Source organism: Pseudomonas kilonensis, assembly GCF_001269885.1.
GTDB lineage: Bacteria > Pseudomonadota > Gammaproteobacteria > Pseudomonadales > Pseudomonadaceae > Aquipseudomonas > Aquipseudomonas kilonensis.
In genome coordinates this window covers 102,417-126,515 of record NZ_LHVH01000023.1, presented here as the reverse complement: position 1 = coordinate 126,515, position 24,099 = coordinate 102,417, and the positions used below count along the sequence as shown (strand labels likewise).

The window sequence follows — 24,099 nt, the reverse complement described above, 5'->3', positions numbered from 1 at the left end:
AATATTTCTACAACCAGTAAGTCACCGCATACCAGCCCAAGCCACCCATCACCACGGTGTAGGGCAGCGCCATCCAGACCATCCGGCCATAGGACAGGCGAATCAGCGGGGCAATCGCCGAGGTCAGCAGAAACAGGAAGGCGGCCTGGCCGTTGGGTGTGGCGACGCTCGGCAGGTTGGTGCCGGTGTTGATGGCCACCGCCAGGGTCTCGAACTGTTCGCGGCTCATGTGGCCGTTGACGAAGGCCTGTTTGACCTCGGTAATGTAGATGGTCGCCACGAACACGTTGTCGCTGATGGCCGAGAGTAGGCCATTGGCAATGAACAGCATGCCCGGCTGCTGGTCGGCGGGCAGGGCCAGGACCCATTGGATCAGCGGCGTGAACAACTGCTGGTCGTGGATGACCGCCACTACCGCAAAGAACACCACCAACAGCGCCGTGAACGGCATGGCGTCCTTGAACGCATTGCCCAGCCGGTGCTCGTCGGTGATGCCGGTGAAGGCGGTAATCAACACGATGACCATCAGGCCGATCAGGCCGACTTCGGCAATGTGTAACGCCAGGCCCACGATCAGAATCAGCGCGGCGATACCCTGAACGATCAGCGCCGCTCGTTGCCGTGCGGTGCGTTCGCGATTGTCCTGCTCAGCGTAGTCGGCCAGCACGGCACGCACGTTGTCTGGCAACAACGTGCCGTAACCGAACCAACGCAGCTTTTCCAGCGCCACGCAGGTCGCTAGCCCGGCTACCAGCACCGGCAGCGACACCGGCGCGACTTTCAGGAAGAAGTCGGCGAAATGCCAGCCCATTTCATGGCCGATCAGCAGGTTCTGTGGTTCACCCACCAAGGTGCAGACGCCGCCCAGCGCCGTGCCCACGGCGCCATGCATCAGCAGGCTGCGCAGAAAGGCCCGGAACTGGTCCAGGTCGGCATGATGCAGCGTCGGCAGGTCATGGTCTTCATCGATGCTGCTGTCCTGGCGCGGATCGTTGCCCGACGCCACGCGGTGGTACACCGAATAAAAGCCCACCGCGGCGCTGATGATCACTGCCGTGACGGTCAAGGCATCGAGAAAGGCCGACAGAAACGCCGAGAGTAAGCAGAACATCAAGGACAGCATCGCCTTGGAACGCACACCCAAAAGCAGGCGCGAGAACAGGAACAACAGCAGATCCTTCATGAAGTAGATCCCGGCCACCATGAACATCAGCAGCAGGATGACCGGGAAGTTATGCAGCAGCTCGTCGTACAGCGCCTTGGGGGTCGTCATGCCCAGCACCAGGGCCTCGACCAGCAGCAACCCACCAGGCATCAATGGGTAGCATTTAAGGGCCATGGCGAGGGTGAAGATGAACTCCAGCACCAGCATCCAGCCTGCGACGACCGGGCCCAGGGTCCACAGCACCACGGCATTGAGGATCAGGAAGGTGATGATGCACGCCTTGTACCAGCGCGGTGAGTGGCCAAGAAAGTTGTGCGCGAACGCTTGAGCCATTGGGCCGGACATCGGCTGCTCCTTTTAGTTAGAAGCGCGCAAGTTGCCGTAAGAAATGAGGAATATCAAGCGTAAGAATAAATACCGTTCACCCGTGACAATTCGACTCAGGCCCAATATCGCGCAACCACCGCTCGATAATGACCGTGGAGCGAATAGCCGCCCACCAGGATTCTGCCGTCAGTCTGCACAGCCAGGGCGGTGGCGGTATCGAGGCTGTAGCCGAGTCGAGTGCGAACCCAGCCTTTGCCCTGGCCGAAATCCGGGTCGAGGCTGGCATCTGGCAGATGTCGGGCAAGCACGAAATCGGCCTCGATACCGCCGATGGTGGCGCCAGCGGTCAGCAGTTTTCCGTCCGCTTGAAGCTGGGCGGCGGTCCACTGACTGGCGTTGCGCCCGATCGCCATGAGCTGGCACTGGCCCTGATTGCAATGACGGTCCGGCTTGCCGTCGGGGCGCACTTTCAGGGACAGGCTATGCATCGGATCACGGCTGCTGCCGAACACCTGCAGATCACCGTTCGTGTCCTGGACGATCTGGCTGACCATCACGCTGTGACCCTGCGCCAGGATCGACAGAAAGCCGTTTTCACCGAAGCTGTCATCGAGCTTGCCGCTGCTGTCATAGCGGGCAATCAAGCCATGCTGGGGCAAGTCGATGGCGCCGCCGACGACAATATGGCCGTCAGCCTGGAGCGCCAGGCAGCCGAGCCAGGTATTTTTCAACAAGCGTCGGACCATCACGAAACCGCGACCGTTGAATGAGGTATCCAATGCCCCGCACGGCAAGAGCCGGATCAGTACGCCGACATGGTCGGACAATTGATAGTGATGGTTGGCGAGCACAAGGATCCGGCCATCGGCCTGCACTTGCATGTCGCAAGCCTCAAGTCCCGGCACGCCGGGCGGCAGCCAGGGATCGCGCAGGCCTTGGGAGAGATTGCCGCAAAGCCTGATGATGTGCCGGCCGGCGTTGCCGAAGCTTTGAACGGCGCGGCCTTGCTGATCGAACAGCGCCAGGGCGGGAAAGGTATGGTCGTTGTTTTCGTAGTGCAGGCCGGACAACAGGATATGCCCGTCGGGCAACGCGATCACCTTGCCTGCCGTCGCGTCGAAACCGTTTTCAAATGCGCCGATCACGCAGCCGCGAGTGCCGAAGCCCGGGTCGGTTAAACCGTCATGGTTGAGTCTTGCCAGCCCGAACCGGCTGCCGTGGGTGGTCTCGATCCTGGCCGCCACCAGGATTCTTCCTGCGTGGTCGAGGGTCAATCCAGTGGTCAGGCTCGAGGTGCTGTCTTCGAAATGAACCCAGGCTTTGCCGTTGGCGGCAAAGCCTGAGTCAAGCTGCCCGGCGTGGGCCATGGTCCGGGGGAGCACAAACGCGAACTGATCGAGCATGCCTGCCTCTCCTTGCGTGTCGAAAGGCCCGGAAGGGCGACGACTGCATGAGGGCAACATTCAATCCCTGAATGTGACAATGCACAACTGTCATGTTCTACAGATACAGCAGCGATTCGTGCCATAACAATGGCTTTACAATCCAGAGCCAAGCCTGCAATCGATAACAGGCTTTACCGGTGGTTATTCAGGCATCGACCACGATTGCAATGTGTAACCTTCCTGGCTCAGTTCGGCACGGGCCTGTTTCAACAGGTCGGCCAGTTGGACCGGGTCGGTATAGGCGCTGCTTGGAATCTGGGTGCGGCCAATATGGGTATTGGTGCGGTCGACGACGGTCAGGCTAAGTTCACCGTTACCGTCTTGTGGAGCCCAGGCCACGCAGTGGAAAGGACGGAATGCGCGGTCGGCAATCAAAAGAGCTTCGTTGATACGGAGCGGGGCGTTCATGGCGTTTTCTCTTAAGTGTGCCCAAACAAATGATGTGCCGTCGGTTGGGCGTACCGTGCGGCTGGTTACTTGTACTGATGTCCCGAACCCGCAGGCGGGTCACACATTATTTAAATAAATTTCGATTTTCTTTCAGACCAGGCTTTTTGGCTTTTGTTTGAAAGCGCCATGAAAGAAATACGCCTGCGACAACTAACGAAACGCTCGCTTATAACCAGTTTGACGCGATCTCGATAATCAATCGATACAAGGGGGCGTCAACTTCTTGCTACTGTTACATGCAGGTTTGCCAAACGACTGTTTCTAATCATATTTCCTTATTTTGGCGCCAAGGATCAGTCATGATCGAAGCCAGTACGTCACGTCGTTTGCTCGTGGTTGATCCCTGCGACGATTGTCATCGCCTGTTGCCAGGTCTGCGCACCATTGGCTGGGATGTGGACAGTTGCGCCCTTGAACACGCTGGCGATCGGACGTGTGACGTCGGCCTTTTGCGATTACAACCTTTTCACCTGGAGCGCCCGGAAGCGGTCAAGGAGTTGATCAGCCGTAGCGGCACCGAATGGATCGCCGTGCTCAACCAGGAAGTGTTGCGCCTGCAAAACGTCGGTGATTTTGTCTGCGAATGGTTTTTCGACTTCCATACCTTGCCGTTCGACGTGTCCAGGGTCCAGGTGACACTGGGCCGGGCGTTTGGCATGGCGCGCCTGCGGGGGCAGGGCTCGGTCCACATTGATCAGCCCGAACATGAGCTGCTGGGCGACAGCAAGCCAATACGCGAACTGCGCAAATTGTTGAGCAAGCTGGCGCCTGCCGAGTCGCCGGTATTGATCCGGGGTGAGAGCGGCACCGGCAAGGAACTGGTGGCGCGCACCCTGCATTGTCAGTCTCACCGGCGCAACAAGCCGTTCATCGCCATTAACTGCGGTGCGATTCCGGAGCACCTGATCCAGTCCGAATTGTTCGGGCATGAGAAGGGCGCGTTCACCGGGGCTCACCAACGCAAGATCGGACGGATCGAGGCGGCTCACGGTGGCACGTTGTTTCTCGATGAAATTGGCGACCTGCCGTTGGAGCTGCAGGCCAACCTGCTGCGTTTTCTGCAGGAAAAACACATTGAGCGGGTCGGTGGCAGTCAGCCGATTGCGGTCGATGTGCGGGTCTTGGCCGCCACCCATGTGGACCTTGAGGCGGCCATTGAGCACAAGCGATTTCGCGAGGATCTGTATTACCGCTTGAACGTGTTGCAAGTGTCGATGGCGCCGTTGCGCGAACGCCATGGTGACCTGGCGATGCTGGCCAGCCACTTTTCCCATTTCTACAGCCAGGAAACCGGCCGCCGTCCCCGCAGCTTCAGCGAGGATGCGTTGGTGGCGATGGGCATGCATGACTGGCCCGGCAATGTGCGGGAGCTGGCCAACCGCGTCCGTCGCGGTTTGGTACTGGCCGAAGGCCGACAAATCGAGGCCCGTGACCTCGGCCTGGCCAGCCACCAGGGCGTCGTGGCACCGATGGGCACGCTGGAGGACTACAAGACCCGCGCCGAGCGCCAGGCCCTGAGTGATGTGCTCAACCGTCACAGTGACAACCTGAGCGTCGCCGCCCGGGTACTGGGCGTGTCCCGGCCGACGTTCTATCGTCTGCTGCACAAGCACCAGATCCGCTAGAACTGCCTATACACAACCCATTGTGGGAGCGGGCTTGCTCGCGAAGGCGTAGTGTCAGGTTGATCCATGTCACTGACACGCCGCTTTCGCGAGCAAGCCCGCTCCCACAGTAGTTTTGCAGTGTCCTTGGGGGATGTGTCCTTCACATATCCCTAAGGGCGTCAGAAGTAGTACGGGAATTTCAGGCTAAAGGTGAAATCCGGCGCATCGTCGGTCAGCCCGATGGACAGGTTGGGCACGATGGTCAGGTTGTCGGACGCGGCGACGGTCATGCCGATATTGAAGTAGCCGGCGTTGGCGTCGCTGGAGGTCACCGACTCCCAGTCGCCACCGTCCTGTTTGAGCTTGCTTTTCTTTTGGATCAGGTCAGAGACCGAGAATGACATGCTCATCTTCTCGTTCAAGGCAAAGGCAATGCCCGCGCCGATCTGGAAGCTGTCGCCGATCCGCACCTTGCCCGGGACCTCCTGGTTGACCGTGGAACTGATGTCATCGAACGATTCTTCGAAGTTATGGGTGTAGGAAAGGGTGCCGAACAGCACCGCCGGGTCGAAGGTCTTGACCAGCGAAAGCCCGGGCGTGATCGACCATACGCCGTTGCCGGTGGGCAAGTCGTCAGGCACGAACAGGTTGGTGTTGGCCTGGGATTGGCGCAGCTTGATACCGAACGGGTCCTTGCCGGTGGGGGCCTTGACTCGCAAGGTGACCACCGCGTCCGGGGAGTTGATCGACTCATCCATGAACTTGTAGGCGATACCGAAGTTGACGTCGCCGATGGTGGGGTTGCGGGTCACGGTCTCTTCGCTGGTGACACCGGCTGCGCCGTTGTTCGCGCCGCCTGACTGGTACGTGGATTCGCGGTAGATCACCGGGACGTTGAGGTCGAACTGCCAGCGGTTGTCGAAGTTATAGCGACCGGTGAGGTCCAGCGTCCAGGTGTCGGCCTTGATCCGGTCGAGGTTGATGTTGCCCAGGAAAATCGAATCCAGGGCCAGGAAACCGTTGAGGATCAGTTGCCGCGTGTCGTAGCGCGAATAGGTCACGCCAGTCTCGAAACTGAATTTACCGCCGCCAAAGAAACCGCTGGCCTCGTCATAGAGGTTGGAGACGCTCTGGGCCGGTTGGGAATCATCGGCCAGGGATTGCCCGTAGCCGCTGCCGCCAGCCGTTGCCGCGCCACCGCCGGCCACGGTCTGGTTGCCTTTCATGTCGGCCGGGGATTTGGCCAGGCGCTTGGGCGGTGTCGCCGCGGGTTGATCTTCTACCTGGCGAACCCGCTGTTCGAGCACCGCCAGGGCCCTTTGCTGGACCTCGTATCGTTGCTTGAGCTCTAGAAGTTCCTGTTTCAGGGCCTCGATGTCCGCATCCGGGGCCGCGTGCAACACGGCCGCCGGGAACAACGTGCTTAAACACATCACAGCGCGCAACGATACGGATCGATACATGAAATATGTCGTCCCTATTTGCCCAATGATCGGAGATCAGCGTAGCTCAATAACCGAGGTTACGCAGGCCACGCAGTTGGGTCAGATTGCAGTCCAAGGCGCCGGCACTGGGGCCGTTATTGTTGAGCACCACATTGAGTTGCGTCATGTTGTTGACCAGGTTGCTGTTGCCCAGCAGGCGGGTGTTTTGCAGCAAACCGCCTTGGGCCACTTGTTGCAGGCTGCTGCCCTGGTTGTGGCTGGCCTGGATCGCCATTTGCACGCCGCTGCCGGTGGCGGTGACCGCGACGCTGCCGGCGGCGTTGCTGCCGCTGATGGTCTGGCCCTTGGTCAGCAGTTGGCCCTGGGAGGGCACAAGCGCTGGCGCCCGGTTGCTCTCCTTCACATTGATGTTGACGTTGTTGTAGGCCGTGTTGCCGTCGCCGGCGGCACGTACGCTCTGGGTCACGCCCTGGCTCGTGCCAAGGCCCGCACCACCGGTAATGTTGCCGCTGCCCTGTTCCGGGACGCTGCCGTTGCCGGTCTGCTTGACGGTGGAGACATAAAACTCGGGTTTGACGGTGGCAGCCTGGATCTGCATGGTGCTGGTGGCGCCGATCAAGTCGCCGCTGGCGTTGCGCCAGGTACTGCTCATGACGATGCCAAAGCTGATGACTCGGCCGGGCATGACATAACGACCGCGCAGCTCGGCAAGCTCCTGGTCCTTGACTTCGATGGGTTTGAAGCCGGCATGGGCATAGCCCGAGGCAGTCGCGAGCAGGCAGGCCAGCGACAGCCAGTGTGAGGTTTTCATGTGTTGCTCCCGGAGCTTCCTGCTCCTTTTTGTACTTATTGTTGGCAGTAGGTCGGCGATTAAAAAAAGTCGCTCTGAATGAAGCCGAAATCCATCAGTTCCGCATCCCTGACCGGGTTGAAACCGTCCAGCTTGTTACGGGCTGTCAGGGGTTGAGGAGGGCTGCGTAGCGCATTGGTCTTGTCATAGCCCGGGCCGACGATCGCGAAGACGATGCCGTTCCAGCCTTTGACGAACTCATCATGGGCGTAGCGCTTGTGGCCCAGCACCGGGTCGCCGATGTAGACCCATTGCTTGTCGGCCCGCTGCAACACCACGAAATGCTTGTAGCCGCGTATTTCCATCAGGACCACCACCGGGATCGTCACCGCTTCGAGTTTCTCTGGCGGTATCCGGTAGCCTCGGGCACGCATGCCGATGCTTTCCACGTAGCGCTTCATGTCCAGCATGGAAAAACCCTGGGTGCGAACCAGGTCCTGGTCGGCATTGACCAGCATGCCTTTGATGACGTGCTCTTCATCGACGTCAAGCCAATAGGCCTGGCGCAACACCGTGGCCAGTGCGGCGGCGCCGCAACTGAAATCGGTTTTCTGCTCGACGATGTCGCTGAACTTGCGCTCGCGTACGCTTTGCACCGGTTTGTAGACCAGCATGCCGCCAGGCAGGGCGGCGACCGGTATCTGCGCCGCTTCGGCCATACAAGCCAGGCAGAGCAGCAGGGAAACGGCAGTGACACGCATGATCAATACGCCTAGTGGACATCCGGGAAAAAAGCCCACTGTGGGAGCGAGTCCGTGGGAGCAAAGCTTGCTCGCGATAGCGGTTTACAGCCAACAGAGGCGTTTTATGTAACGACCTCATCGCGAGCAAGCTTTGCTCCCACAGCCCCGCCCCTACAGCGGTACTTTTTTACATGCAAGCCCTGCAGCCGGCTGCGATGGACAGCGAGTTGCTTTGCTGGTTGCCCACGCCTGCCGATACGTTGGCGCCGCCGTTACCGGAGAAGCCGTTCATGGAGTTGGTCATGGTGGCGTTGTTGATCACAGGGTTTTTCCAACCGTCGCGGGTCAGCACCTGCTGGGTGTTGCTGCCGGCCAGTTCGAAAGTCCCCACGGCGGAGAACTTGAACTTGTCGTCATCGTGACCGCCGTTACCGCCTCTGTTGCCCCAGCCACCATGATCGTCCTCTTCGACGGTGCCGGTGCCTTTGGCCTTGAAGGTGCCAGAAGCGGCGTAGGTGCTGGTGAGCGTGTCGGTTTTGTAGGTCCGTACACCCTTATTGTCGACCACCAGGCCAGTGGAGGACTGATTGGCCTCGGCAGAGGCCTGTGCGACACGGCCACCCGATACGGCAATGGCCAGGTTGTTTTTCTGTTGGTTGAAGTTGCCGGCGGTCACGTTGATGCCGATGTTGCCGGAGCCGTCGTTGCCTGCGTTGGTGAGCGAGGCGTTGTTGTGGGTCGAGTTGTTTTTTACATAGTTGTTGGTATTGGTTTGCGTGGCACTTGAGGCGGCGACAGCCGAGCCGAAGATGAAGCTTTCGTCAGCGGTAGCCAGCGCTGCGGCGTTGTCTTGTTGGTTACCATCGCCAGCGGCGATGTTCGCCCCCATGTTCCCGTTGCTGCCATTGAGGGAGTCGGTAGCGTCGGCGGTGTTTTTAGTGCCCTGGTTGAGCACCTCGTTGCCGTCGCTGTTCTGCTCATCGATCACGGTAGCCATCGCACTGGCGTTGATGGACAGCTGTTCTTCCCACGTTGGGCCTTTGGGACCATGGTGGCCGTTACCATCGCCGTGCCCGTTGCCGTTTCCTCCAGCCTGTGCAGCCATTGCCATGACAGCGGCGAGAGCGAAAACCAATGGTTTGAGTGCCATTGTAGGTTTCATGGTGTTTCTCCTTGCGTGTCGTTGGTTAAGTGTCGGTACTTTCTTATGTAGCCTCCGGGTCAATCAGCGACTCGGATGCTCAGGGTGTTGGCCATACGGTTCCCCACCCCGGCGCTCTGGTTCACCTGGATTACCCCTCGGCTGCCGGTGAAGGCCTGGTCGCTGGTAACGACCTGGCGACTGCCGGTTGGGGCGCCAGTTGCTCCTGAGTTCGGTAGCAACGCCACGTTCTGTTGAGACAGGGCGCTGTCGTCAATGCTCTGCGGCTGGGCACTGATGCCCACCCGCATGACATTGGCCATCTGGTTGTTGGCCCCGGCGGACTGGTTGACGCCCAGTACACCGTTGCCGTTGGTAAAGGATTGGCCGCCGATGCGGGCGGTGGCGTTCATGGAAGGGTTGGCCTGCGTGTCGACCCGTTGTTGCACGCGGGTACTGGCCTGGGCGTGGCTGCCAATGGCAATGGCCCGGGCATTGGTCTGCTGGATCTGGTCACCGGCCGCCTGGTTGACGTTGAAGTTGCCGGTGTAATGGCTGCCGGAATCCTGCAGGTTGGCGTTACTGACCACCGCAACACCTGAATCGGCAAATACGGTGAAAGAGCTGAGCAGGGAAAGCATGAACAGAGTGAGTAGAAACAGCGCGGGCTTCATATCACTGACCTCCCGCCAGCCGACCCAGCGGGGCCAGGCCAGAACTCAACGAGCGGTTGATGGTGCCGGAGATCGCGCCGCCGCTACCGCCACCGTGACCGGCATTCATGCCCGGCATGCCGTTGGGGTTGGTCACGACGTTCAGGCCCTGCACGCCTGTGTTCGGGTTGATGGTGTTGCGGATCGACGAGCCGCTGGCCACGCTGGCGAACTCGCCATCGCTCAGTTCGGTGCTGGCGGTCGCCTGATTGATTCGTTCGGAGGGGTTGGCATTGACGGTGGTCGGGTAGGGGTCTTTGCCACCGTTGCGACCAATTGCGATGGGCTGCACGTCACGGTTGAGCACGATGACGCCGTTGCCCTCGGCCTGCGCTGGCAGACTGAGCGTTGCGCTGGCGGCGCAGCCGATCAACAGCAGACAGGTCAAATTTCTCTCGAAAGTTCCCACGGCATCGATTCCTTCTTCGGTGGGCTGGCCCTGGTCCAGCGTTGCGAAATGGGGCAGAGCAGGTGTCGTGCCGAGTTTTGGAATGCCTTTGGATTCAATGAGTTGGATTTATGGGAGGGAAGCCGGGGAAGGGACCTGTTTCAGCGCTGAGACAAGGGGCATGGTGACCAGGCGGTCACACACTGTCCCAGGGCTCTGGATCCAGGCTTTTTGGGGGGTGTTTCAGAAGCTTGACAGTCTTGATGGCAATTTGGTGAAGCGACGTTGGATCCGGGTTTGCAGCGACCGTGGTGTTTCAGCAATGAAACAGATCACCCTTGTGGTCAGGCTTCAAGCAGGCGGGCAACGGCGGCGAACACTTGCTGCTGGCGTTGCGCCCAATCGCCTTCAATGACCTGGAACGGTTGCCGATGTCCGCTCAGCCAAGCCTCGATCGTCTCGAAAAACGCCAGCCGTTCTGCCAGTTCGGGTTGGCAACGCAAACCGTCGCCGGTCCATTCGACCTGCTCGGGGCTCAGCAGCAGGTGCAGGTCATAATGACGGGCCAGCAGGGCCGGCTCGAGCCAGTCCGGGCAGTCGCCGAACAGGGTTTGGCTCCAGAGGATGTTGCTCAGCAGGTGCGTGTCGAGGATCAACAGCGCGGGACGGCGGGCACGGGCCTGATCTTCCCAGGCCAGTTGGCCGGAGGCGATGTCGGTGATGTCGGCCAGGCAGGTATCGCGCCGGGTCTGTTCCATGAAGTGGCGCACGTACTCATCCACCCGCACGCCGCCAAAGTGTTCCTGCAATTGCGCCGCCAGCCAACTCTTGCCGCTGGATTCCGGGCCAGTCAGGACCACCACCTTCATGCGCGCAGGGCCGGGTCGGCGCGCCATTCCCGCCAGCCTTGCACGGCCAGCAGGGTGAACAGGGCGTAGAGCGCGGCGGTCAGGTGCAGGCCCTTGTAGATGAACAGGCCGACGAAGATCACGTCCAGGACGATCCACAGCGGCCAGCATTGCACGCGTTTTTGCGCCATCCACCACTGGGCGACGAGGCTGAAGCCGGTGAGCGCGGCATCGAGCCAGGGCTGGGCGGCGTCGGTCCAGTGAGCCATGGCGGCGCCCAACAGCAGGCTGCCTACCGCGCCAATGGCCAGGCTGAGCAACACCGACGGCCCACCGAGGCGGCTGACCTGGCGCCCATCATGATTGTGCCCGGCTCGGGTCCATTGCCACCAACCGTAGAGTTGCAGCACCGCGTAGACAACCTGCAGCAGCATGTCCGAGTACAACTTCACCTCGAAAAAAATCCAGCTGTACAGCAACACCATGACCAGGCCGATCGGCCAGCACCAGGGGTTCTGCTTGACGGTCAACCAGACAGCGATCACGCCGAGGGCTGCGGCAAACAGTTCAAGCCCGGACATGGCGGTTCCTTGGGGAGATAGGAGAGGGCGGCGATTGTAAACGCTATGGCGTGGAGAGCTCCAATACCAATGTTGAATGTACCGCCGCTATCGCGAGCAAGGGATTACGATCGTTCCCACGCTCCTGCGTGGGAATGTCGCCAGGGACGCTCTGCGTTCCGCTTCTGGAATGTGACGCAGAGCGTCACGGGATGCATTCCCACGCGGAGCGTGGGAACGATCAAATCAAACCGCATTCGTGAGCAGGCTCGCTCCCACAGGGTGGTCTACCGATCTTTAGACCCGGAACTGCTTGAGCAACCCGTTCAATTCTTCACTCAGTGCCTTGAGGCGACCGCTTGCCTGGCTGGATTGTTCGGCGGCCATGGCGGTGCTGTGGGACAGTCCGGCGGCCTGGGTGACGTTCTGGTTGATGTCTTCCACCACATGGGCCTGTTGCAACGTGGCACTGGCGATGGAGGCGTTCAGGCTGTTGAGGTTGCGCAGGGCCTGGCCGATGGCGTTGAGGCTGGCACCGGCCAGGCCGGCCTGTTCGATGGTCAGTTGCGAAGCACGGCTGCTGTCGCTGATGACTTTCACGGCGGCTTCGGAATGGGTTTGCAGGCGCTCGATCATCGCCTGGATCTCTGCGGTGGACTTCTGTGTACGCTGGGCCAGCAGCCGCACTTCATCGGCGACCACCGCAAAGCCCCGGCCTTGTTCGCCGGCGCGGGCGGCTTCGATCGCGGCATTGAGGGCCAGCAGGTTGGTCTGCTCGGCAATGGAGCGAATCACCTCCAGCACGCTGCCAATCTGGGTGCTTTCACTCGCCAGGGTGCGGATCACTTCCACCGCCTGGTCGATGGTCTGGGACAGGCGGTCGATCTGCTGCAAGCTGCCATCGATGTTGACCTGGCCTTGCTGGGCCTGGGATTCGGCGTCGCGCATCTCGCTGGCTGCGTGCTCGGCGTTCTTGGCCACGTCCTGCACGCCATAGGTCACTTCATTGATCGCGGTCGCCACCAGCTCCATTTGTTGCGACTGCTGCTGGCTGCGTTGCTGGGCCTGGGTGGCGTCGTTGCCCAATTCACTGGAGGATTGCCCCAGCGCGCTGGCCGAAGCTTGCAGTTGGGTCACTACTTGCCGCAACTTGGCGGTAAAGGCGTTGAAATGCCGCGCCAGTTGGGTGACTTCGTCCTGGCCGTGGGTGTCGAGGGTGCGGGTCAGGTCACTTTCGCCGCTGGCGATGTTGGCCATGGCGTTGACCGTTTCCTGCAGCGGGCCGACGATGCTGCGCACAATCAGGGTCAACAGCAGGCCCATGAGCAGGGTGATGATCAGGCCGACCACCGTGGCCTTGATCACTTGGGACTGGAACTCGGCCTGGACGTCATCGATGTAGACGCCCGAACCGATGATCCAACCCCAGGGTTCGAACAGTTTGACGTAGGAGGTCTTGCCCACCGGCGCCTCGGCGCCCGGCTTCGGCCAGAGGTAGTTGATCATGCCGGCGCCCTTGGACTTGGCGATGGCAACCATCTCGTTGAACAGCGCATAACCGTTCGGGTCACGGATCGCCGAGAGGTTCTGGCCTTCAAGTTTCGGGTTGGTCGGGTGCATGACCATGACCGGCGCCAGGTCGTTGATCCAGAAATAGTCACTCTGGTCATAACGCAGGCCTCGCACCGCGCTGAGGGCTTGCTTCTGCGCCGCCTCGCGGGTCAGGGTCCCGGCGGTTTCCAGCCCATGGTAGTAGCTCAGCACGCCACTGGCGGTCTGCACCACATGCTGGGTCTTCTGCACCTTGGCCTGATACAGATCCGTGTGGATCTGCTTGAGCATAAACGCGCCGAGCGTGAACAACATCACGATGGCCACCACCAGGATGAGCCACAAGCGTCGGCTGATCGACACACTGCGCAAGCTATTCATACGCTGTCACTCCGGTTTTTTATTCTTGTCATATCGACGGCCGGCACTGTAACGCCCAGCCGCTATCGGTCATTGACCTGAGTCACAACGCGGCAGCGTTATCAGGGCTTGTCTGATAGGATTTCGGCCCCGCAGCGCAAAACCTGAGCCTGTTCTGATTTTTTCATTGGTTTTTTTTGAAAGATCGCAGCTATCGTGCAGCCGCTGCGTGGACCTGTATGACACTTGAATTTGATAAGACCTGCATGAACAGCGTCTTTTTTGGGGGATGAATGGATTTGTGGACTGCCTTTTCGGCACTGATTCTTGGCGTAGTGGAAGGCTTGACGGAGTTTCTGCCGATTTCCAGCACGGGGCACCAGATCATCGTCGCCGACTTGCTCGAGTTCGGTGGCGAACGTGCGATGGCATTCAACATCATCATCCAGCTCGGCGCGATCCTCGCGGTGGTCTGGGAGTTCCGGCGCAAGATTTTCGACGTGGTGCTGGGTCTGCCGACGCAACCCAGCGCCCGCCGGTTTACCGCCAACCTGCTGATCGCCTTCCTGCCCGCGGTGGTCTTGGGCGTGCTGTTTGCCGACTGGATCCATCACTACCTGTTCAACCCGATCACGGTGGCCGCCGCACTGGTGGTGGGCGGCCTGGTGATGCTCTGGGCCGAAAAGCGCCAGCACCAGGTGCACGCCGAAACGGTGGACGAGATCTCCTGGAAAGATGCACTGAAGGTCGGCCTGGCCCAATGCATTGCGATGATCCCGGGTACCTCCCGTTCCGGTGCGACCATCATCGGTGGCCTGCTGTTCGGGCTGTCGCGTAAAACCGCTACCGAGTTTTCGTTCTTCCTGGCGATGCCGACCATGGTCGGTGCGGCGGTCTACTCGGGCTACAAATACCGCGAGTTATTCGTCCCGGCGGATTTCCCGGTGTTCGCTATTGGCTTCGTCACGGCGTTCATTTTCGCCATGATTGCGGTCAAGGGCCTGCTGCGATTCATCGCCAGTCACAGCTACGCTGTGTTCGCCTGGTATCGAATCGCCTTCGGCCTGTTGATCCTGGCAACCTGGCAGTTTGGCTGGGTGGACTGGACCGCTGCCAAGCCATGAACGAATCAGGCAAGCGCAAACGTGCCGGGCGCAATGCTGAAGGCACCGTGCAGCACCTGCGGCTCAAACTGATGGTGTTTGCGCTGCTCTGTGCCTTGCCGCTGTTCGGTTCGCTGCTGTTCGGGCTACGGGCGGTGTCGTGGGTGCCGATGGTGGCTTATGGCGTCGTCAGCGCGGTGGCGTTCCTGCTGTACTGGAGCGACAAGCGCAAGGCACGCGCCGACACCTGGCGCACCCCGGAGAACGTGTTGCATGCGGTGGAACTGGCCGGCGGTTGGCCCGGAGCCTTGCTGGCCCAGCAGCTGTTTCGCCACAAGACCCGCAAAGTGTCGTTTCAGGTGGTGTTCTGGTTCATCGTGCTGCTGCACCAGGTGTTCTGGATCGACCAGTTGTTCCTGGGCAGCTATCTGTTCTGAATGGCTAGAGCAACAAGCCCACCTGCGTGCGCTTGGGCAATTTGCTGACCACCAATTGGTGTGAGCGTTGCAGCAGGCCTCGCAGCTCTTCGGCCCCCAGCGGGTAGGGCACTTGCATGATGACCCACTGGGCCCGCGCCAGGTAAGGCGCCGGGTGGATGCCCGGCCGGTCGCAGTGCCCCAGGAACAGATCCTTGTCGACCTTGAACGCCAACGAGTCGCCTCGCAGGCCCTGCAGGGCGAACATCTTGTTCCCGGCAATGGAAAATACGCGCACGCCACCCCATTTGTAGTCCTCCCTGGCGCCGGGCAGGCCCAGGCAAAACTGCGCGACATCCTCTTCGCTCAACCTCATAGCGTTCTATCTCCACAGCCCTCGAAGGCTTCCACCAAATGATCGATCCATGCACGCACCGCTGGCAGCATGCCGCGCCGATGCGGGTAGACCGCCTGGAGCCAGCCATCGGGCGACGACCATCCAGGCAACAGTTCCACCAGTGTGCCGTCCTGCAATTCCTGCTCGCAATACATGCTCGGCAATAAAGTGAAGCCCAGGCCGGCGAGGGTGCAGGCCCGGCGCACAATGAAGTCGTCAATGCCCAGGCGGGCTTCCAGGCTCAGTTCCACACGCTGCCCATCGGCGCTGACCAAGTGCAGGTGCACTTGGCGATCGGCTTCCAATGCCCCGAGCACCGGCAACTGTTTGAGATCGTCCGGGGTTTCGATCCGCCGCCCTTCGACAAAGGCCGGGCTGGCGACCATCATCAGTCGCGCCTGGCGCAGACGTCGGGTCATCAGCAAGGGGTCCTCGTCCCCCAGGTCGCGCACGCGCAACGCCACGTCGATGCCTTCGCCGATCAGGTCCACCCGCCGGTTGAGCAGGGTCATGTCCAGTTGCACCAAAGGGTATTTCACCAGGAAGGTTTCGATTATCACCGGCAGGAACTGGTGGGCCAGCCCTACCGGACTCGACACCCGCAATCGGCCGCGGGGTTCACTGGACATGCTCGCCACCGCTTCGTCGGCCATTTCGGCCTCCAGCAACATGGCCTGGCAGTGGCGCAGATAACGTTCGCCGACCGCGGTCAATTTCAATTGGCGGGTGGTGCGCTGGAGCAACCGGGCGCCGAGGCGTTCTTCCAGCTCGGCGATACGCCGCGACAGTCGTGACTTGGGAATGCCCAGCAACCGTCCGGCCGCCGCGAAACCGCCGGCTTCGACGACTTTGGCGAAGTAGTACAAGTCATTGAGGTCTTGCATGTTCAGCTCGATTGTCCTGTCAGTGGGACAAACTATCGCATTTGTGCTGACTTATCGAATATTGGCTTCATCGATAGGATTGTCTCCAATTGATCGCCTGGTTGCGGTCCTCACTTGGAGAGCACTCACATGAAACTGCTGCACATCGATTCGAGCATCCTCGGCGACAACTCCGCTTCCCGCCAATTGAGCCGTGAAGTGGTTGACGCCTGGAAAGCTGCCGAGCCAGGCATCACGGTGACCTACCGCGACCTGGCCGCCGATGCCATCAGCCATTTTTCCGCCCAGACCTTGATCGCCGCGGGCACCAGCGCTGAACTGCGTGACGCTGCCCAACAACATGAGGCAGAGTTGAGTGCTACCACGATGGCCGAATTCCAAGCGGCGGATGCGGTCGTTATCGCAGCCCCCATGTACAACTTCAGCGTGCCGACCCAGCTCAAGGCCTGGATCGACCGCATTGCCGTGGCCGGCCAGACGTTCCGTTACACCGAAGCCGGTCCCGAAGGCCTGTGCGGCGGCAAGAAACTGGTGATCGTCTCCACGGCGGGCGGCTTGCATGCCGGCCAACCGAGCGGCGTGGGTCATGAGGACTATCTGAAGCTACTGTTCGGCTTCATCGGCATCACCGATATCGAATTCGTCCGCGCCGAAGGCCTGGCCTACGGTGACGACATGCGCACCAAAGCCATGAGCGAAGCCACGTTGCAGATCGGCCAGCAGTTCGCCGCTGCGTAAGGCTTGCGTAAAGGCACCAAGCTAGTCGGGCAGCCTTCGTAAAACCCTGTATTCTCGTCGTCATTGGATGGTCGGGATGCAGGGTTTTTCTGCATTCGGCGCCGGGCTTTATGGCGCAGGTTATGCACGGCCAAGACTGCGAGCGACGGGGCCTTCCCGTACGCTGGTGAAGGTGGAAGATTCGATGACACGTTTTGGTGCAGCGCTGCTGCTTTGCTTGTTTGCCAGTCTCGGTTCAGTGCAGGCCGCACCGGGGCCGCATCCGCATTGGAGCGCTGGTTTCCATGAACTGAGCTTTCTCGATCCGCTCGATCAGCAGCCGATGCACGCCATCGCCTTTTATCCATCCACCGACCGGGAACAGTCCAGCCTGCTGGGTGGTTACCAGATCGATGCCGCGCCGGACGCCAAGATCGCCATCGGACGCTTTCCGCTATTGATGCTGTCCCATGGCAATACCGGCACGCCGCTGGCCCTGCATGACCTGGCCACCTCGCTGGCGCGCAAGGGGTTTGTCGTGGTGGCGGTAATTCATCCCGGCGACAACAACCAGGATCACAGTCGGCTTGGCACCCTGAGCAACCTGTACGGGCGGCCGATCCAGATTTCCGAAGCCATCACCGCCACGCTCAATGACCCGATGCTCTCGCCGTTCGTCAACGCCGGGCAGGTTGGGGTGATCGGCTATTCGGCTGGCGGCGAAACCGCGCTGATCCTGTCGGGTGCGACGCCGGACCTCAATCGCCTGCGCCGTTACTGCGTGGAGCGACCGGATGACCGAGACGCCTGCAATACCCAAGGCGAACTGATCGCCGACCGCGATGACCTGCAACCCGTGGCCGACCCCAGGGTCCGGGCGTTGCTGCTGATGGCGCCATTGAGCCTGAAGTTCGGCCGTCATACCCTGGCTGATGTTCATGTGCCGGTGCTGCTGTACAGCGGCGATGGCGACAAACTCGTGGCCTTCGACAAGAACGCCGCCGCTCTGGCCCGCAAGCTGCCCACCGCACCGGATTTCAAGACCCTGGCCGGCGCGGGACATTTTGTCTTCATGGCGCCGTGTACCGACGAGCAGGTCGCTGCGATGCCGGCGCTTTGCACGGATGCTGACGGGGTCGACCGCAAGGACATCCATCGCACCATGATCTCCGAGGCCAGTCGCTTCTTTGGCGAGGCCTTGGGCAAGCCGACCCGGGCGGGGATGAGGACGGCTGATCAATAGAGAGGCATGGTTTTACGTAAGGATGGTGTGTATATCCGTTTCTGCGGTAACGGCTGCTTAGGGTTCCGCCCTGACGGCGGGTCACTTTCGAAAAGCCCGGAAGCCGGCCCAGTCGAAAGTAACCAAAGCGCTCTTGCCCCACCACTCGGTGCCTCGCTTAGGCTCGGCATGCCTGAACGAAGGCATTGCTCCGTGGGCCGCCGCGAAGGGCCATCCATGGCCCAGCGCGGCTAACCCGGCATCCATGCCGGGTTGCCCACTCCACAACACCTCCGTTCAGCCAGCGTGGTTAACGGGGCGCCGAAATCAACGTCCACCGCGAGGCGGCCTGATAGCCGACCTGGTTCTTGATGGGACCGCGTTTCTCCTGTGGGAGCGGGCTTGCTCGCGAAAGCGGTGGTTCAGTTTACGGTAATGTTGGATGTGCCGACGTCTTCGCGAGCAAGCTCTCTCCCACAGGTTTTTGTGTCGTGCGCAGATGCGGTGAGCACCCGCAACCCCATGTGGGAGCGAGCCAGCTCGCGATAGCGGTGGGTCAGCTAAATAAATGTGGGCATATGTCCTGCTCCTGCTCCTGCTCCTGCTCCTGCTCCTGCTCCTGCTCCTGCTCCTGCTCCTGCTCTTGCTGTTGCTTTGGATCTTGATCTGAACGCCCCGTTAAACCACGCTGGCCGAACGCAGGCATTGCGTAGTGGGCACCTCGGCATGGATGCCGAGGTAGCCGCGCTGGGCCATGGATGGCCCTTCGCGGCGGCCCACGGAGCAATGCCTTCGTTCGGGCACACCGAGCCTAGGCGAGGTGCCAAGTGGTGGGGCAAAGCGCTTTTGGTTACTTTTGGCGCTCTTCCAAAAGTGACCCGCCGTCAGGGCGGAACCCTAAGCGGCCGTTACCGCAGAAACGGATATACACACCAGAACAAGTAAATACCGGACCTTCTCAAAACAAAAACGGCAGTGAGCAGTATTACGATCAATAAGGTGCGCTTATGGCTCGGCGACGCAGCAGCAGAGTCAGGCCCAGTCCAGTGACGGACAACAAGGCAGCACAGAAGAAAATCGACGAATAACCCATGTTCAACGCCACCGCCCCCATCAGCGGACCGGCAATCGCCAGCGCCAGGTCAAAGAACACCGCATAAGCGCTCAAACCAGCACCCCGACTGGTGTTCGGCACCTGCTTGATGGCCTCGACCCCCAGCGCCGGGTATACCAGCGACAGCCCGAAGCCGGCCAGCCCGGCACCGACCAGGGCGAACGGGGTGGACGGTGCCAGCCACAGCAATACCAGACCGAGGGTTTCGATGCTCATGCAGGCAATGGCCGAGTTGAAGCCACCGAAGCGGGCGATGCTGGAAATGAACAACAACCGCGCCAGGATGAAGCAGATACCGAAGACCGTCAGGCACCAGGCCGCGCCGGTCCAGCCGCGACTGACATAAAACAAGGTGATGAACGTGGTGAGCGTGCCGTAGCCGATCGACGCCAGGCTCAGGCCCGCCCCGTACGGCGCAATGCGCCCAAACACCGCCCAGAAAGGCAAGCGCTCGCCGCGAATGACCGGCACCGACGGCTTGTTGCGAATCATCAACAGCGCAGCGCCCGCCAGCAACGACAAGGCAACGCCCAGGCTGGCGAAACCCAGTTCACCGACCATCACCACCCCCAATGGGGCGCCAATGGCAATGGCCCCGTACGAGGCGATGCCATTCCAGGAAATCGAGCGGGCCGTGTGCTCCACACCCACCTGGCCCATGCACCAACTGATGGTACCCACGCCAATCAGCCCTTGGGCCACGCCGAGCAGCAGACGACCGGAAATCAGGATCAGCAGGCTGGGCAGGGGAAAGCTTTGCAGCAAGGTCGAGATCAACGTCAGCACGCCGCTGAGCACAATTCCCGACAGCCCGTAGACGATTGCCCGCTTGGTGCCAACGCTGTCCGACAGTCGCCCGGCCATGGGGCGGCTGAGCAGGGTCGCCAGGTACTGTGAACCGATGGTCAACCCGGCCACCACCGCGCTGAAACCCAGCTGTTCGTGGACATACCCGGGCAACACGGCAATCGGCAGGCCGATGCAAAGAAAGGCGATGAAGGTGTAGAAAACGATGGAGACGATCTGCAGGGTGATCGACAGGGAACTGGAGGCAGGTGAGGGCGTGGGCATAGGGCTCGTTCGCGGGCAGCGGTAAGAGAGTTTCATCATGGCGCGAGGAGGGGATAAAAGAAAGCAGGCTAACTAAATGTGCTTGGGGACCCGGATGTGCAGTTTCAATTGAGGTTGTATGCACCGGCCCCTTCGCGAGCAAGCTCGCTCCCACAAGGGATTGGGTTCACCAGGGAGAAACAGGTCGGCCGTAAGGCCGCCTTCGCGAGCAAGCTTTGCTCCCACAGAGCTGACGGGTGTACGACCGCAAGAACCAGGTCGGCTGTTAGGCCGCCTCGCGGTGGACGTTGATCTCGGCGCCCCGTTAACCACGCTGGCCGAACGCAGGCATTGTGGAGTGGGCATCCCGGCATGGATGCCGGGATAGCCGCGCTGGGCCATGGATGGCCCTTCGCGGCGGGCCCACGGAGCAATGCCGGAGTGAGGGCACACCGAGCCTGGGCGAGGTGCCGAGTGGTGGGGCAAAGCGCTTTTGGTTACTTTTGGCGCTCTTCCAAAAGTGACCCGCCGTAGGGGCGGAACCATAAGCCGCCGTTACCGCAGCAATGGATATGTACCCAGTCAACAAACCCCGGGCCAACTGTCAGGCCGCCATCGCGAGCAAGCTCGCTCCCACAGGTTTTTACCCTTGGGATACAAAAAAGCCCTGTCACAGTGGACAGGGCTTTGCTTTTGCAGCAAACAGCCGAGGGCCGTCCTTAGAACACCACACCCTGGCTGCGCAGGTAGTCGTCATAGGTGCCGCTGAAGTCGACCACGCCATCGGCGCTCAGCTCGATGATGCGGGTAGCCAGGGACGAGACGAACTCACGGTCATGGCTGACGAAGATCAGCGTGCCCGGGTAGTTTTCCAGTGCCAGGTTCAGCGCTTCGATCGATTCCATGTCCAAGTGGTTGGTCGGTTCGTCCATCACCAGCACGTTCGGCTTTTGCAGGATCAGCTTGCCGAACAGCATGCGGCCTTGCTCACCACCGGAAATGACCTTGACCGACTTGAGGATCTCGTCGTTGGAAAACAGCATGCGGCCCAAGGTGCCACGAACCAGTTGTTCGCCGCCCTGGGTCCATTGGCCCATCCAGTCGAACAGGTTGACGTCGTCTTCGAAGTCATGGGCATGGTCCTGGGCGTAGTAGCCCAGTTCCGCGGCGTCGGTCCATTTCACGGTACCGGCATCGGGTTCCAGTTCATTGACCAGGGTGCGCAGCAAGGTGGTCTTGCCGATACCGTTCGGGCCAATGATCGCCACGCGCTCACCGGCTTCGACGGTGAAGCTGAAGTCCTTGAACAGCGGTTTGCCGTCAAAACCCTTGGCCATGCGCTCGACAATGACCGCCTGGCGGTGCAGTTTCTTGGTCTGCTCGAAGCGAATGAACGGGCTGACGCGGCTCGATGGCTTGACCTCGGCCAGTTGGATCTTGTCGATCTGCTTGGCGCGGGAGGTGGCCTGCTTGGCTTTCGAGGCGTTGGCCGAGAAGCGGCTGACGAACGATTGCAGCTCGGAAATCTGCGCTTTCTTCTTGGCGTTGTCCGACAGCAATTGCTCCCGGGACTGGGTCGCCACGGTCATGTACTCGTCGTAGTTGCCCGGGAACAGGCGCAGCTCGCCGTAGTCCAGGTCCGCCATGTGGGTGCAGACACTGTTCAGGAAGTGACGGTCGTGGGAGATGATGATCATCAGGCTCGAACGCTGGGTCAGCACGTTTTCCAGCCAGCGGATGGTGTTGATATCCAGGTGGTTGGTCGGTTCGTCGAGCAGCAGCACTTCCGGGTCGGAGAACAGCGCCTGGGCCAGCAGCACACGCAGTTTCCAGCCTGGCGACACTTCGCTCATCGGGCCGAAATGCTGCTCGATGCCAATCCCCAGGCCCAGCAGCAGTTCACCGGCACGGGATTCGGCCGTGTAGCCGTCCATCTCGGCAAATTCGGTTTCCAGCTCGGCCACGGCCATGCCGTCTTCTTCGGTCATTTCCGGCAGCGAATAGATGCGATCGCGCTCAGCCTTGACCTTCCACAGCTCTTCGTGACCCATGATCACGGTGTCGATCACGGTGAATTCTTCGTAGGCGAACTGGTCCTGGCGCAGTTTACCCAAGCGCACGTTCGGCTCGAGCATGACCTGGCCGCCAGACGGCTCGAGGTCGCCGCCGAGGATTTTCATGAAGGTCGACTTGCCGCAACCGTTGGCGCCGATCAGACCGTAGCGGTTGCCCGCGCCGAATTTGACAGAGACGTTTTCGAACAGTGGCTTGGCGCCGAACTGCATCGTGATGTTAGCTGTAGAGATCAAAGGTTTATCCTGCGGAACATTCAGAGTAGCTAAGGGTGCGGCAGTACCTGTTCAGTACCTGTTTGCGCACGTCCCGACCGCCCAAAGGCGTCGCGGTCGCAAGCGCAAGGGTCCATCCGGCATAAGAGGACAGCAGCATACGGAGCGCCTGGCCCGGTAGACGTGCGCCGAAGCCGTGGTTTGCGGTATCGGCCAAAGGGGGCGCGTAGTAATAGTTGGCGGCGATTGTACTGATCTGGCCGCATAAACGATAGGGGATTGCCTGGGCAAGACAGTTTTTCACAATTGAAGGATAACTTTCGGTTACAAACTGTGGCTAGAATGCCATCTCGCTCGATGCTACCTCCCTTGCCGCTTGGCTGGCCCGGGAAAGCAACCTGTTCACTCCTGCATTGTGACGGTTTCCGTGAAGCTCATCATTGTTGCGATTTACATTTTCTCCATTGGCTACGTTCATCTGCGCGGGCGGGTGCGGCATAAGATCGGCCGCCAGTTGAGCGATCATTCGTCTTTTCTCGCACCGATCAATTGCCTGCTTTACCTGTGCTCGAAACTGCCCAACAGGCCGTTCCTGAGCCCGGCGCAGTTCCCGGACCTGAGCCCGTTGCAGGCCCACTGGGAAGAGATCCGGGCCGAAGGCCAGAACCTGCTGCACGCAGGGGAGATCAAGCGTTCCAATCAATACGACGACGTGGGCTTCAACTCGTTCTTCAAGACCGGTTGGAAGCGTTTCTACCTGAAGTGGTACGGCGACAGCCATCCCTCGGCCATGAAACTGTGCCCACGCACCACCGAACTGGTGCAGAGCATCGGTTCGATCAAGGCGGCGATGTTCGCCGAGTTGCCGCCGGGCTCGAAGTTGGTCCGGCACCGCGACCCATATGCCGGGTCCTATCGGTATCACCTGGGCCTGGAAACGCCCAACGATGCCGGTTGCTACATCAATGTCGATGGCGAGCCTTATCATTGGCGCGATGGCGAGGCGGTGATCTTCGACGAAACGTTTATTCATTACGCCCAGAACACCACCGACCATAACCGCATCATCCTGTTCTGCGACGTGGAGCGGCCCATGAAATTTCGCTGGGCCAGCGCGTTCAACCGCTGGTTCAGCCGCACTGTGATGGCGGCGGCCGGTGCGCCCAATGACGCCGGTGACAGGACGGGCGGCCTGAACCGAGCGTTCTCCAGGCTCTACAAGATACGCTTGCAAGGCAAGGCCCTGAAGAAACGCAACCGCACGCTGTATTACCTGCAGAAGTGGGCTTTTTTTGGTGGTTTGCTGGCGATCTTTGTCTGGATCTGAACCGAGGCGTCATCCCCCGTAGGAGCTGGCGAAGCCTGCGATCTTTTG

Annotated in this window: 22 protein-coding genes; 6 read left to right on the top strand and 16 right to left on the bottom strand. The window is 60.5% G+C overall.

The features are described 5' to 3' along the window. Positions 1–7: 7 nt before the first annotated feature. The 3 genes from nhaB to AD662_RS16145 form a co-directional block, all read right to left on the bottom strand. On the bottom strand, positions 8–1,510 hold the full coding sequence (nhaB, locus tag AD662_RS16155; RefSeq protein ID WP_053188781.1) for a sodium/proton antiporter NhaB: 1,503 nt from the start codon (positions 1,508–1,510) through the stop codon (positions 8–10). 95 nt (positions 1,511–1,605) lie between these two features. After that, positions 1,606–2,895 (bottom strand): delta-60 repeat domain-containing protein, encoded by a 1,290-nt coding sequence (locus tag AD662_RS16150; protein WP_053188778.1) that lies wholly within the window; start codon positions 2,893–2,895, stop codon positions 1,606–1,608. A gap of 183 nt (positions 2,896–3,078) precedes the next feature. Continuing rightward, positions 3,079–3,345, bottom strand: coding sequence for a hypothetical protein (locus tag AD662_RS16145; RefSeq protein ID WP_014338145.1), 267 nt, complete (start codon positions 3,343–3,345; stop codon positions 3,079–3,081). A gap of 341 nt (positions 3,346–3,686) precedes the next feature. Here AD662_RS16145 and AD662_RS16140 point away from each other — a divergent pair, with 341 nt between their 5' ends. Beyond that, positions 3,687–5,012: a sigma-54 dependent transcriptional regulator gene (locus tag AD662_RS16140; protein WP_024618716.1), complete on the top strand. Its 1,326-nt coding sequence runs from the start codon at positions 3,687–3,689 to the stop codon at positions 5,010–5,012. A gap of 161 nt (positions 5,013–5,173) precedes the next feature. On the opposite strand, the gene AD662_RS16135 is transcribed toward AD662_RS16140, so the two are convergent. From AD662_RS16135 to AD662_RS16095, 9 genes are all read right to left on the bottom strand, one after another. Then, on the bottom strand, positions 5,174–6,457 hold the full coding sequence (locus AD662_RS16135; protein WP_053188774.1) for a transporter: 1,284 nt from the start codon (positions 6,455–6,457) through the stop codon (positions 5,174–5,176). A gap of 46 nt (positions 6,458–6,503) precedes the next feature. Next, positions 6,504–7,250, bottom strand: coding sequence for a hypothetical protein (locus AD662_RS16130; protein ID WP_018601565.1), 747 nt, complete (start codon positions 7,248–7,250; stop codon positions 6,504–6,506). Positions 7,251–7,309: 59 nt separating this feature from the next. Then, positions 7,310–7,990: a C39 family peptidase gene (locus tag AD662_RS16125; RefSeq protein WP_018601563.1), complete on the bottom strand. Its 681-nt coding sequence runs from the start codon at positions 7,988–7,990 to the stop codon at positions 7,310–7,312. Between the two features lie 169 nt (positions 7,991–8,159). Beyond that, entirely contained in the window at positions 8,160–9,134 is a 975-nt protein-coding gene (locus AD662_RS16120; protein WP_033062397.1) for a hypothetical protein, read from the bottom strand. Between the two features lie 59 nt (positions 9,135–9,193). Next, positions 9,194–9,787, bottom strand: a complete 594-nt coding sequence (locus tag AD662_RS16115) for a hypothetical protein (RefSeq protein ID WP_018601559.1) — start codon at positions 9,785–9,787, stop codon at positions 9,194–9,196. 1 nt (position 9,788) lies between these two features. Further along, positions 9,789–10,235, bottom strand: a complete 447-nt coding sequence (locus tag AD662_RS16110; RefSeq protein ID WP_053188771.1) for a hypothetical protein — start codon at positions 10,233–10,235, stop codon at positions 9,789–9,791. A gap of 323 nt (positions 10,236–10,558) precedes the next feature. Then, positions 10,559–11,083, bottom strand: a complete 525-nt coding sequence (locus AD662_RS16105) for an AAA family ATPase (RefSeq protein WP_053188875.1) — start codon at positions 11,081–11,083, stop codon at positions 10,559–10,561. Next, positions 11,080–11,643: a nicotinamide riboside transporter PnuC gene (gene pnuC, locus AD662_RS16100; protein ID WP_053180120.1), complete on the bottom strand. Its 564-nt coding sequence runs from the start codon at positions 11,641–11,643 to the stop codon at positions 11,080–11,082. Before pnuC ends, AD662_RS16105 begins: the two co-directional genes overlap by 4 nt. A gap of 276 nt (positions 11,644–11,919) precedes the next feature. Continuing rightward, positions 11,920–13,554, bottom strand: a complete 1,635-nt coding sequence (locus AD662_RS16095; protein WP_018601551.1) for a methyl-accepting chemotaxis protein — start codon at positions 13,552–13,554, stop codon at positions 11,920–11,922. 272 nt (positions 13,555–13,826) lie between these two features. Here AD662_RS16095 and AD662_RS16090 point away from each other — a divergent pair, with 272 nt between their 5' ends. Next, entirely contained in the window at positions 13,827–14,657 is an 831-nt protein-coding gene (locus AD662_RS16090; RefSeq protein WP_024618726.1) for an undecaprenyl-diphosphate phosphatase, read from the top strand. Next, a complete protein-coding gene (locus AD662_RS16085) occupies positions 14,654–15,073 on the top strand; it encodes a DUF1294 domain-containing protein (RefSeq protein WP_018601547.1) in 420 nt (139 codons plus the stop codon). Before AD662_RS16090 ends, AD662_RS16085 begins: the two co-directional genes overlap by 4 nt. A 4-nt stretch (positions 15,074–15,077) precedes the next feature. On the opposite strand, the gene AD662_RS16080 is transcribed toward AD662_RS16085, so the two are convergent. Together AD662_RS16080 and AD662_RS16075 are read right to left on the bottom strand one after the other, a co-directional pair. Continuing rightward, positions 15,078–15,428, bottom strand: a complete 351-nt coding sequence (locus AD662_RS16080; protein WP_013693486.1) for an MmcQ/YjbR family DNA-binding protein — start codon at positions 15,426–15,428, stop codon at positions 15,078–15,080. After that, positions 15,425–16,333: a LysR substrate-binding domain-containing protein gene (locus tag AD662_RS16075; protein ID WP_018601543.1), complete on the bottom strand. Its 909-nt coding sequence runs from the start codon at positions 16,331–16,333 to the stop codon at positions 15,425–15,427. The genes AD662_RS16080 and AD662_RS16075 overlap by 4 nt, the downstream gene beginning before the upstream one ends. A 129-nt stretch (positions 16,334–16,462) precedes the next feature. On the opposite strand from AD662_RS16075, the gene AD662_RS16070 reads away from it, so the two are divergent. Then, a complete protein-coding gene (locus tag AD662_RS16070) occupies positions 16,463–17,071 on the top strand; it encodes an FMN-dependent NADH-azoreductase (protein WP_018601541.1) in 609 nt (202 codons plus the stop codon). A 184-nt stretch (positions 17,072–17,255) separates the two neighbouring features. Continuing rightward, the gene (locus tag AD662_RS16065; RefSeq protein WP_018601539.1) at positions 17,256–18,293 is read left to right on the top strand and encodes an alpha/beta hydrolase family protein; all 1,038 of its coding nucleotides are present in this window, start codon (positions 17,256–17,258) and stop codon (positions 18,291–18,293) included. Between the two features lie 970 nt (positions 18,294–19,263). On the opposite strand, the gene AD662_RS16055 is transcribed toward AD662_RS16065, so the two are convergent. Then, complete coding sequence (locus tag AD662_RS16055; protein ID WP_053188766.1) at positions 19,264–20,457, bottom strand: MFS transporter; 1,194 nt, start codon at positions 20,455–20,457, stop codon at positions 19,264–19,266. 698 nt (positions 20,458–21,155) lie between these two features. Further along, complete coding sequence (locus AD662_RS16050; RefSeq protein WP_003181279.1) at positions 21,156–22,745, bottom strand: ABC-F family ATPase; 1,590 nt, start codon at positions 22,743–22,745, stop codon at positions 21,156–21,158. Positions 22,746–23,151: 406 nt separating this feature from the next. On the opposite strand from AD662_RS16050, the gene lpxO reads away from it, so the two are divergent. Further along, positions 23,152–24,051 carry a lipid A hydroxylase LpxO gene (gene lpxO, locus AD662_RS16045; protein WP_018601534.1) on the top strand — a complete coding sequence of 300 codons (900 nt, stop codon included), beginning with the start codon at positions 23,152–23,154 and terminating at the stop codon, positions 24,049–24,051. Positions 24,052–24,099: the final 48 nt, after the last annotated feature.

What these genes read in the sequence shown, in the direction of transcription:
- AD662_RS16105 (WP_053188875.1), bottom strand. Translation starts at nt 11,083, where the DNA reads ATGAAGGTGGTGGTCCTGACTGGCCCGGAATCCAGCGGCAAGAGTTGG.
- AD662_RS16085 (WP_018601547.1), top strand. Translation starts at nt 14,654, where the DNA reads ATGAACGAATCAGGCAAGCGCAAACGTGCCGGGCGCAATGCTGAAGGC.
- AD662_RS16070 (WP_018601541.1), top strand. Translation starts at nt 16,463, where the DNA reads ATGAAACTGCTGCACATCGATTCGAGCATCCTCGGCGACAACTCCGCT.
- AD662_RS16120 (WP_033062397.1), bottom strand. Translation starts at nt 9,134, where the DNA reads ATGAAACCTACAATGGCACTCAAACCATTGGTTTTCGCTCTCGCCGCT.
- pnuC (WP_053180120.1), bottom strand. Translation starts at nt 11,643, where the DNA reads ATGTCCGGGCTTGAACTGTTTGCCGCAGCCCTCGGCGTGATCGCTGTC.
- AD662_RS16115 (WP_018601559.1), bottom strand. Translation starts at nt 9,787, where the DNA reads ATGAAGCCCGCGCTGTTTCTACTCACTCTGTTCATGCTTTCCCTGCTC.
- AD662_RS16135 (WP_053188774.1), bottom strand. Translation starts at nt 6,457, where the DNA reads ATGTATCGATCCGTATCGTTGCGCGCTGTGATGTGTTTAAGCACGTTG.
- AD662_RS16145 (WP_014338145.1), bottom strand. Translation starts at nt 3,345, where the DNA reads ATGAACGCCCCGCTCCGTATCAACGAAGCTCTTTTGATTGCCGACCGC.
- AD662_RS16140 (WP_024618716.1), top strand. Translation starts at nt 3,687, where the DNA reads ATGATCGAAGCCAGTACGTCACGTCGTTTGCTCGTGGTTGATCCCTGC.
- AD662_RS16055 (WP_053188766.1), bottom strand. Translation starts at nt 20,457, where the DNA reads ATGCCCACGCCCTCACCTGCCTCCAGTTCCCTGTCGATCACCCTGCAG.
- AD662_RS16080 (WP_013693486.1), bottom strand. Translation starts at nt 15,428, where the DNA reads ATGAGGTTGAGCGAAGAGGATGTCGCGCAGTTTTGCCTGGGCCTGCCC.
- nhaB (WP_053188781.1), bottom strand. Translation starts at nt 1,510, where the DNA reads ATGTCCGGCCCAATGGCTCAAGCGTTCGCGCACAACTTTCTTGGCCAC.
- AD662_RS16065 (WP_018601539.1), top strand. Translation starts at nt 17,256, where the DNA reads ATGACACGTTTTGGTGCAGCGCTGCTGCTTTGCTTGTTTGCCAGTCTC.
- AD662_RS16090 (WP_024618726.1), top strand. Translation starts at nt 13,827, where the DNA reads ATGGATTTGTGGACTGCCTTTTCGGCACTGATTCTTGGCGTAGTGGAA.
- AD662_RS16095 (WP_018601551.1), bottom strand. Translation starts at nt 13,554, where the DNA reads ATGAATAGCTTGCGCAGTGTGTCGATCAGCCGACGCTTGTGGCTCATC.
- AD662_RS16150 (WP_053188778.1), bottom strand. Translation starts at nt 2,895, where the DNA reads ATGCTCGATCAGTTCGCGTTTGTGCTCCCCCGGACCATGGCCCACGCC.
- AD662_RS16125 (WP_018601563.1), bottom strand. Translation starts at nt 7,990, where the DNA reads ATGCGTGTCACTGCCGTTTCCCTGCTGCTCTGCCTGGCTTGTATGGCC.
- AD662_RS16075 (WP_018601543.1), bottom strand. Translation starts at nt 16,333, where the DNA reads ATGCAAGACCTCAATGACTTGTACTACTTCGCCAAAGTCGTCGAAGCC.
- AD662_RS16130 (WP_018601565.1), bottom strand. Translation starts at nt 7,250, where the DNA reads ATGAAAACCTCACACTGGCTGTCGCTGGCCTGCCTGCTCGCGACTGCC.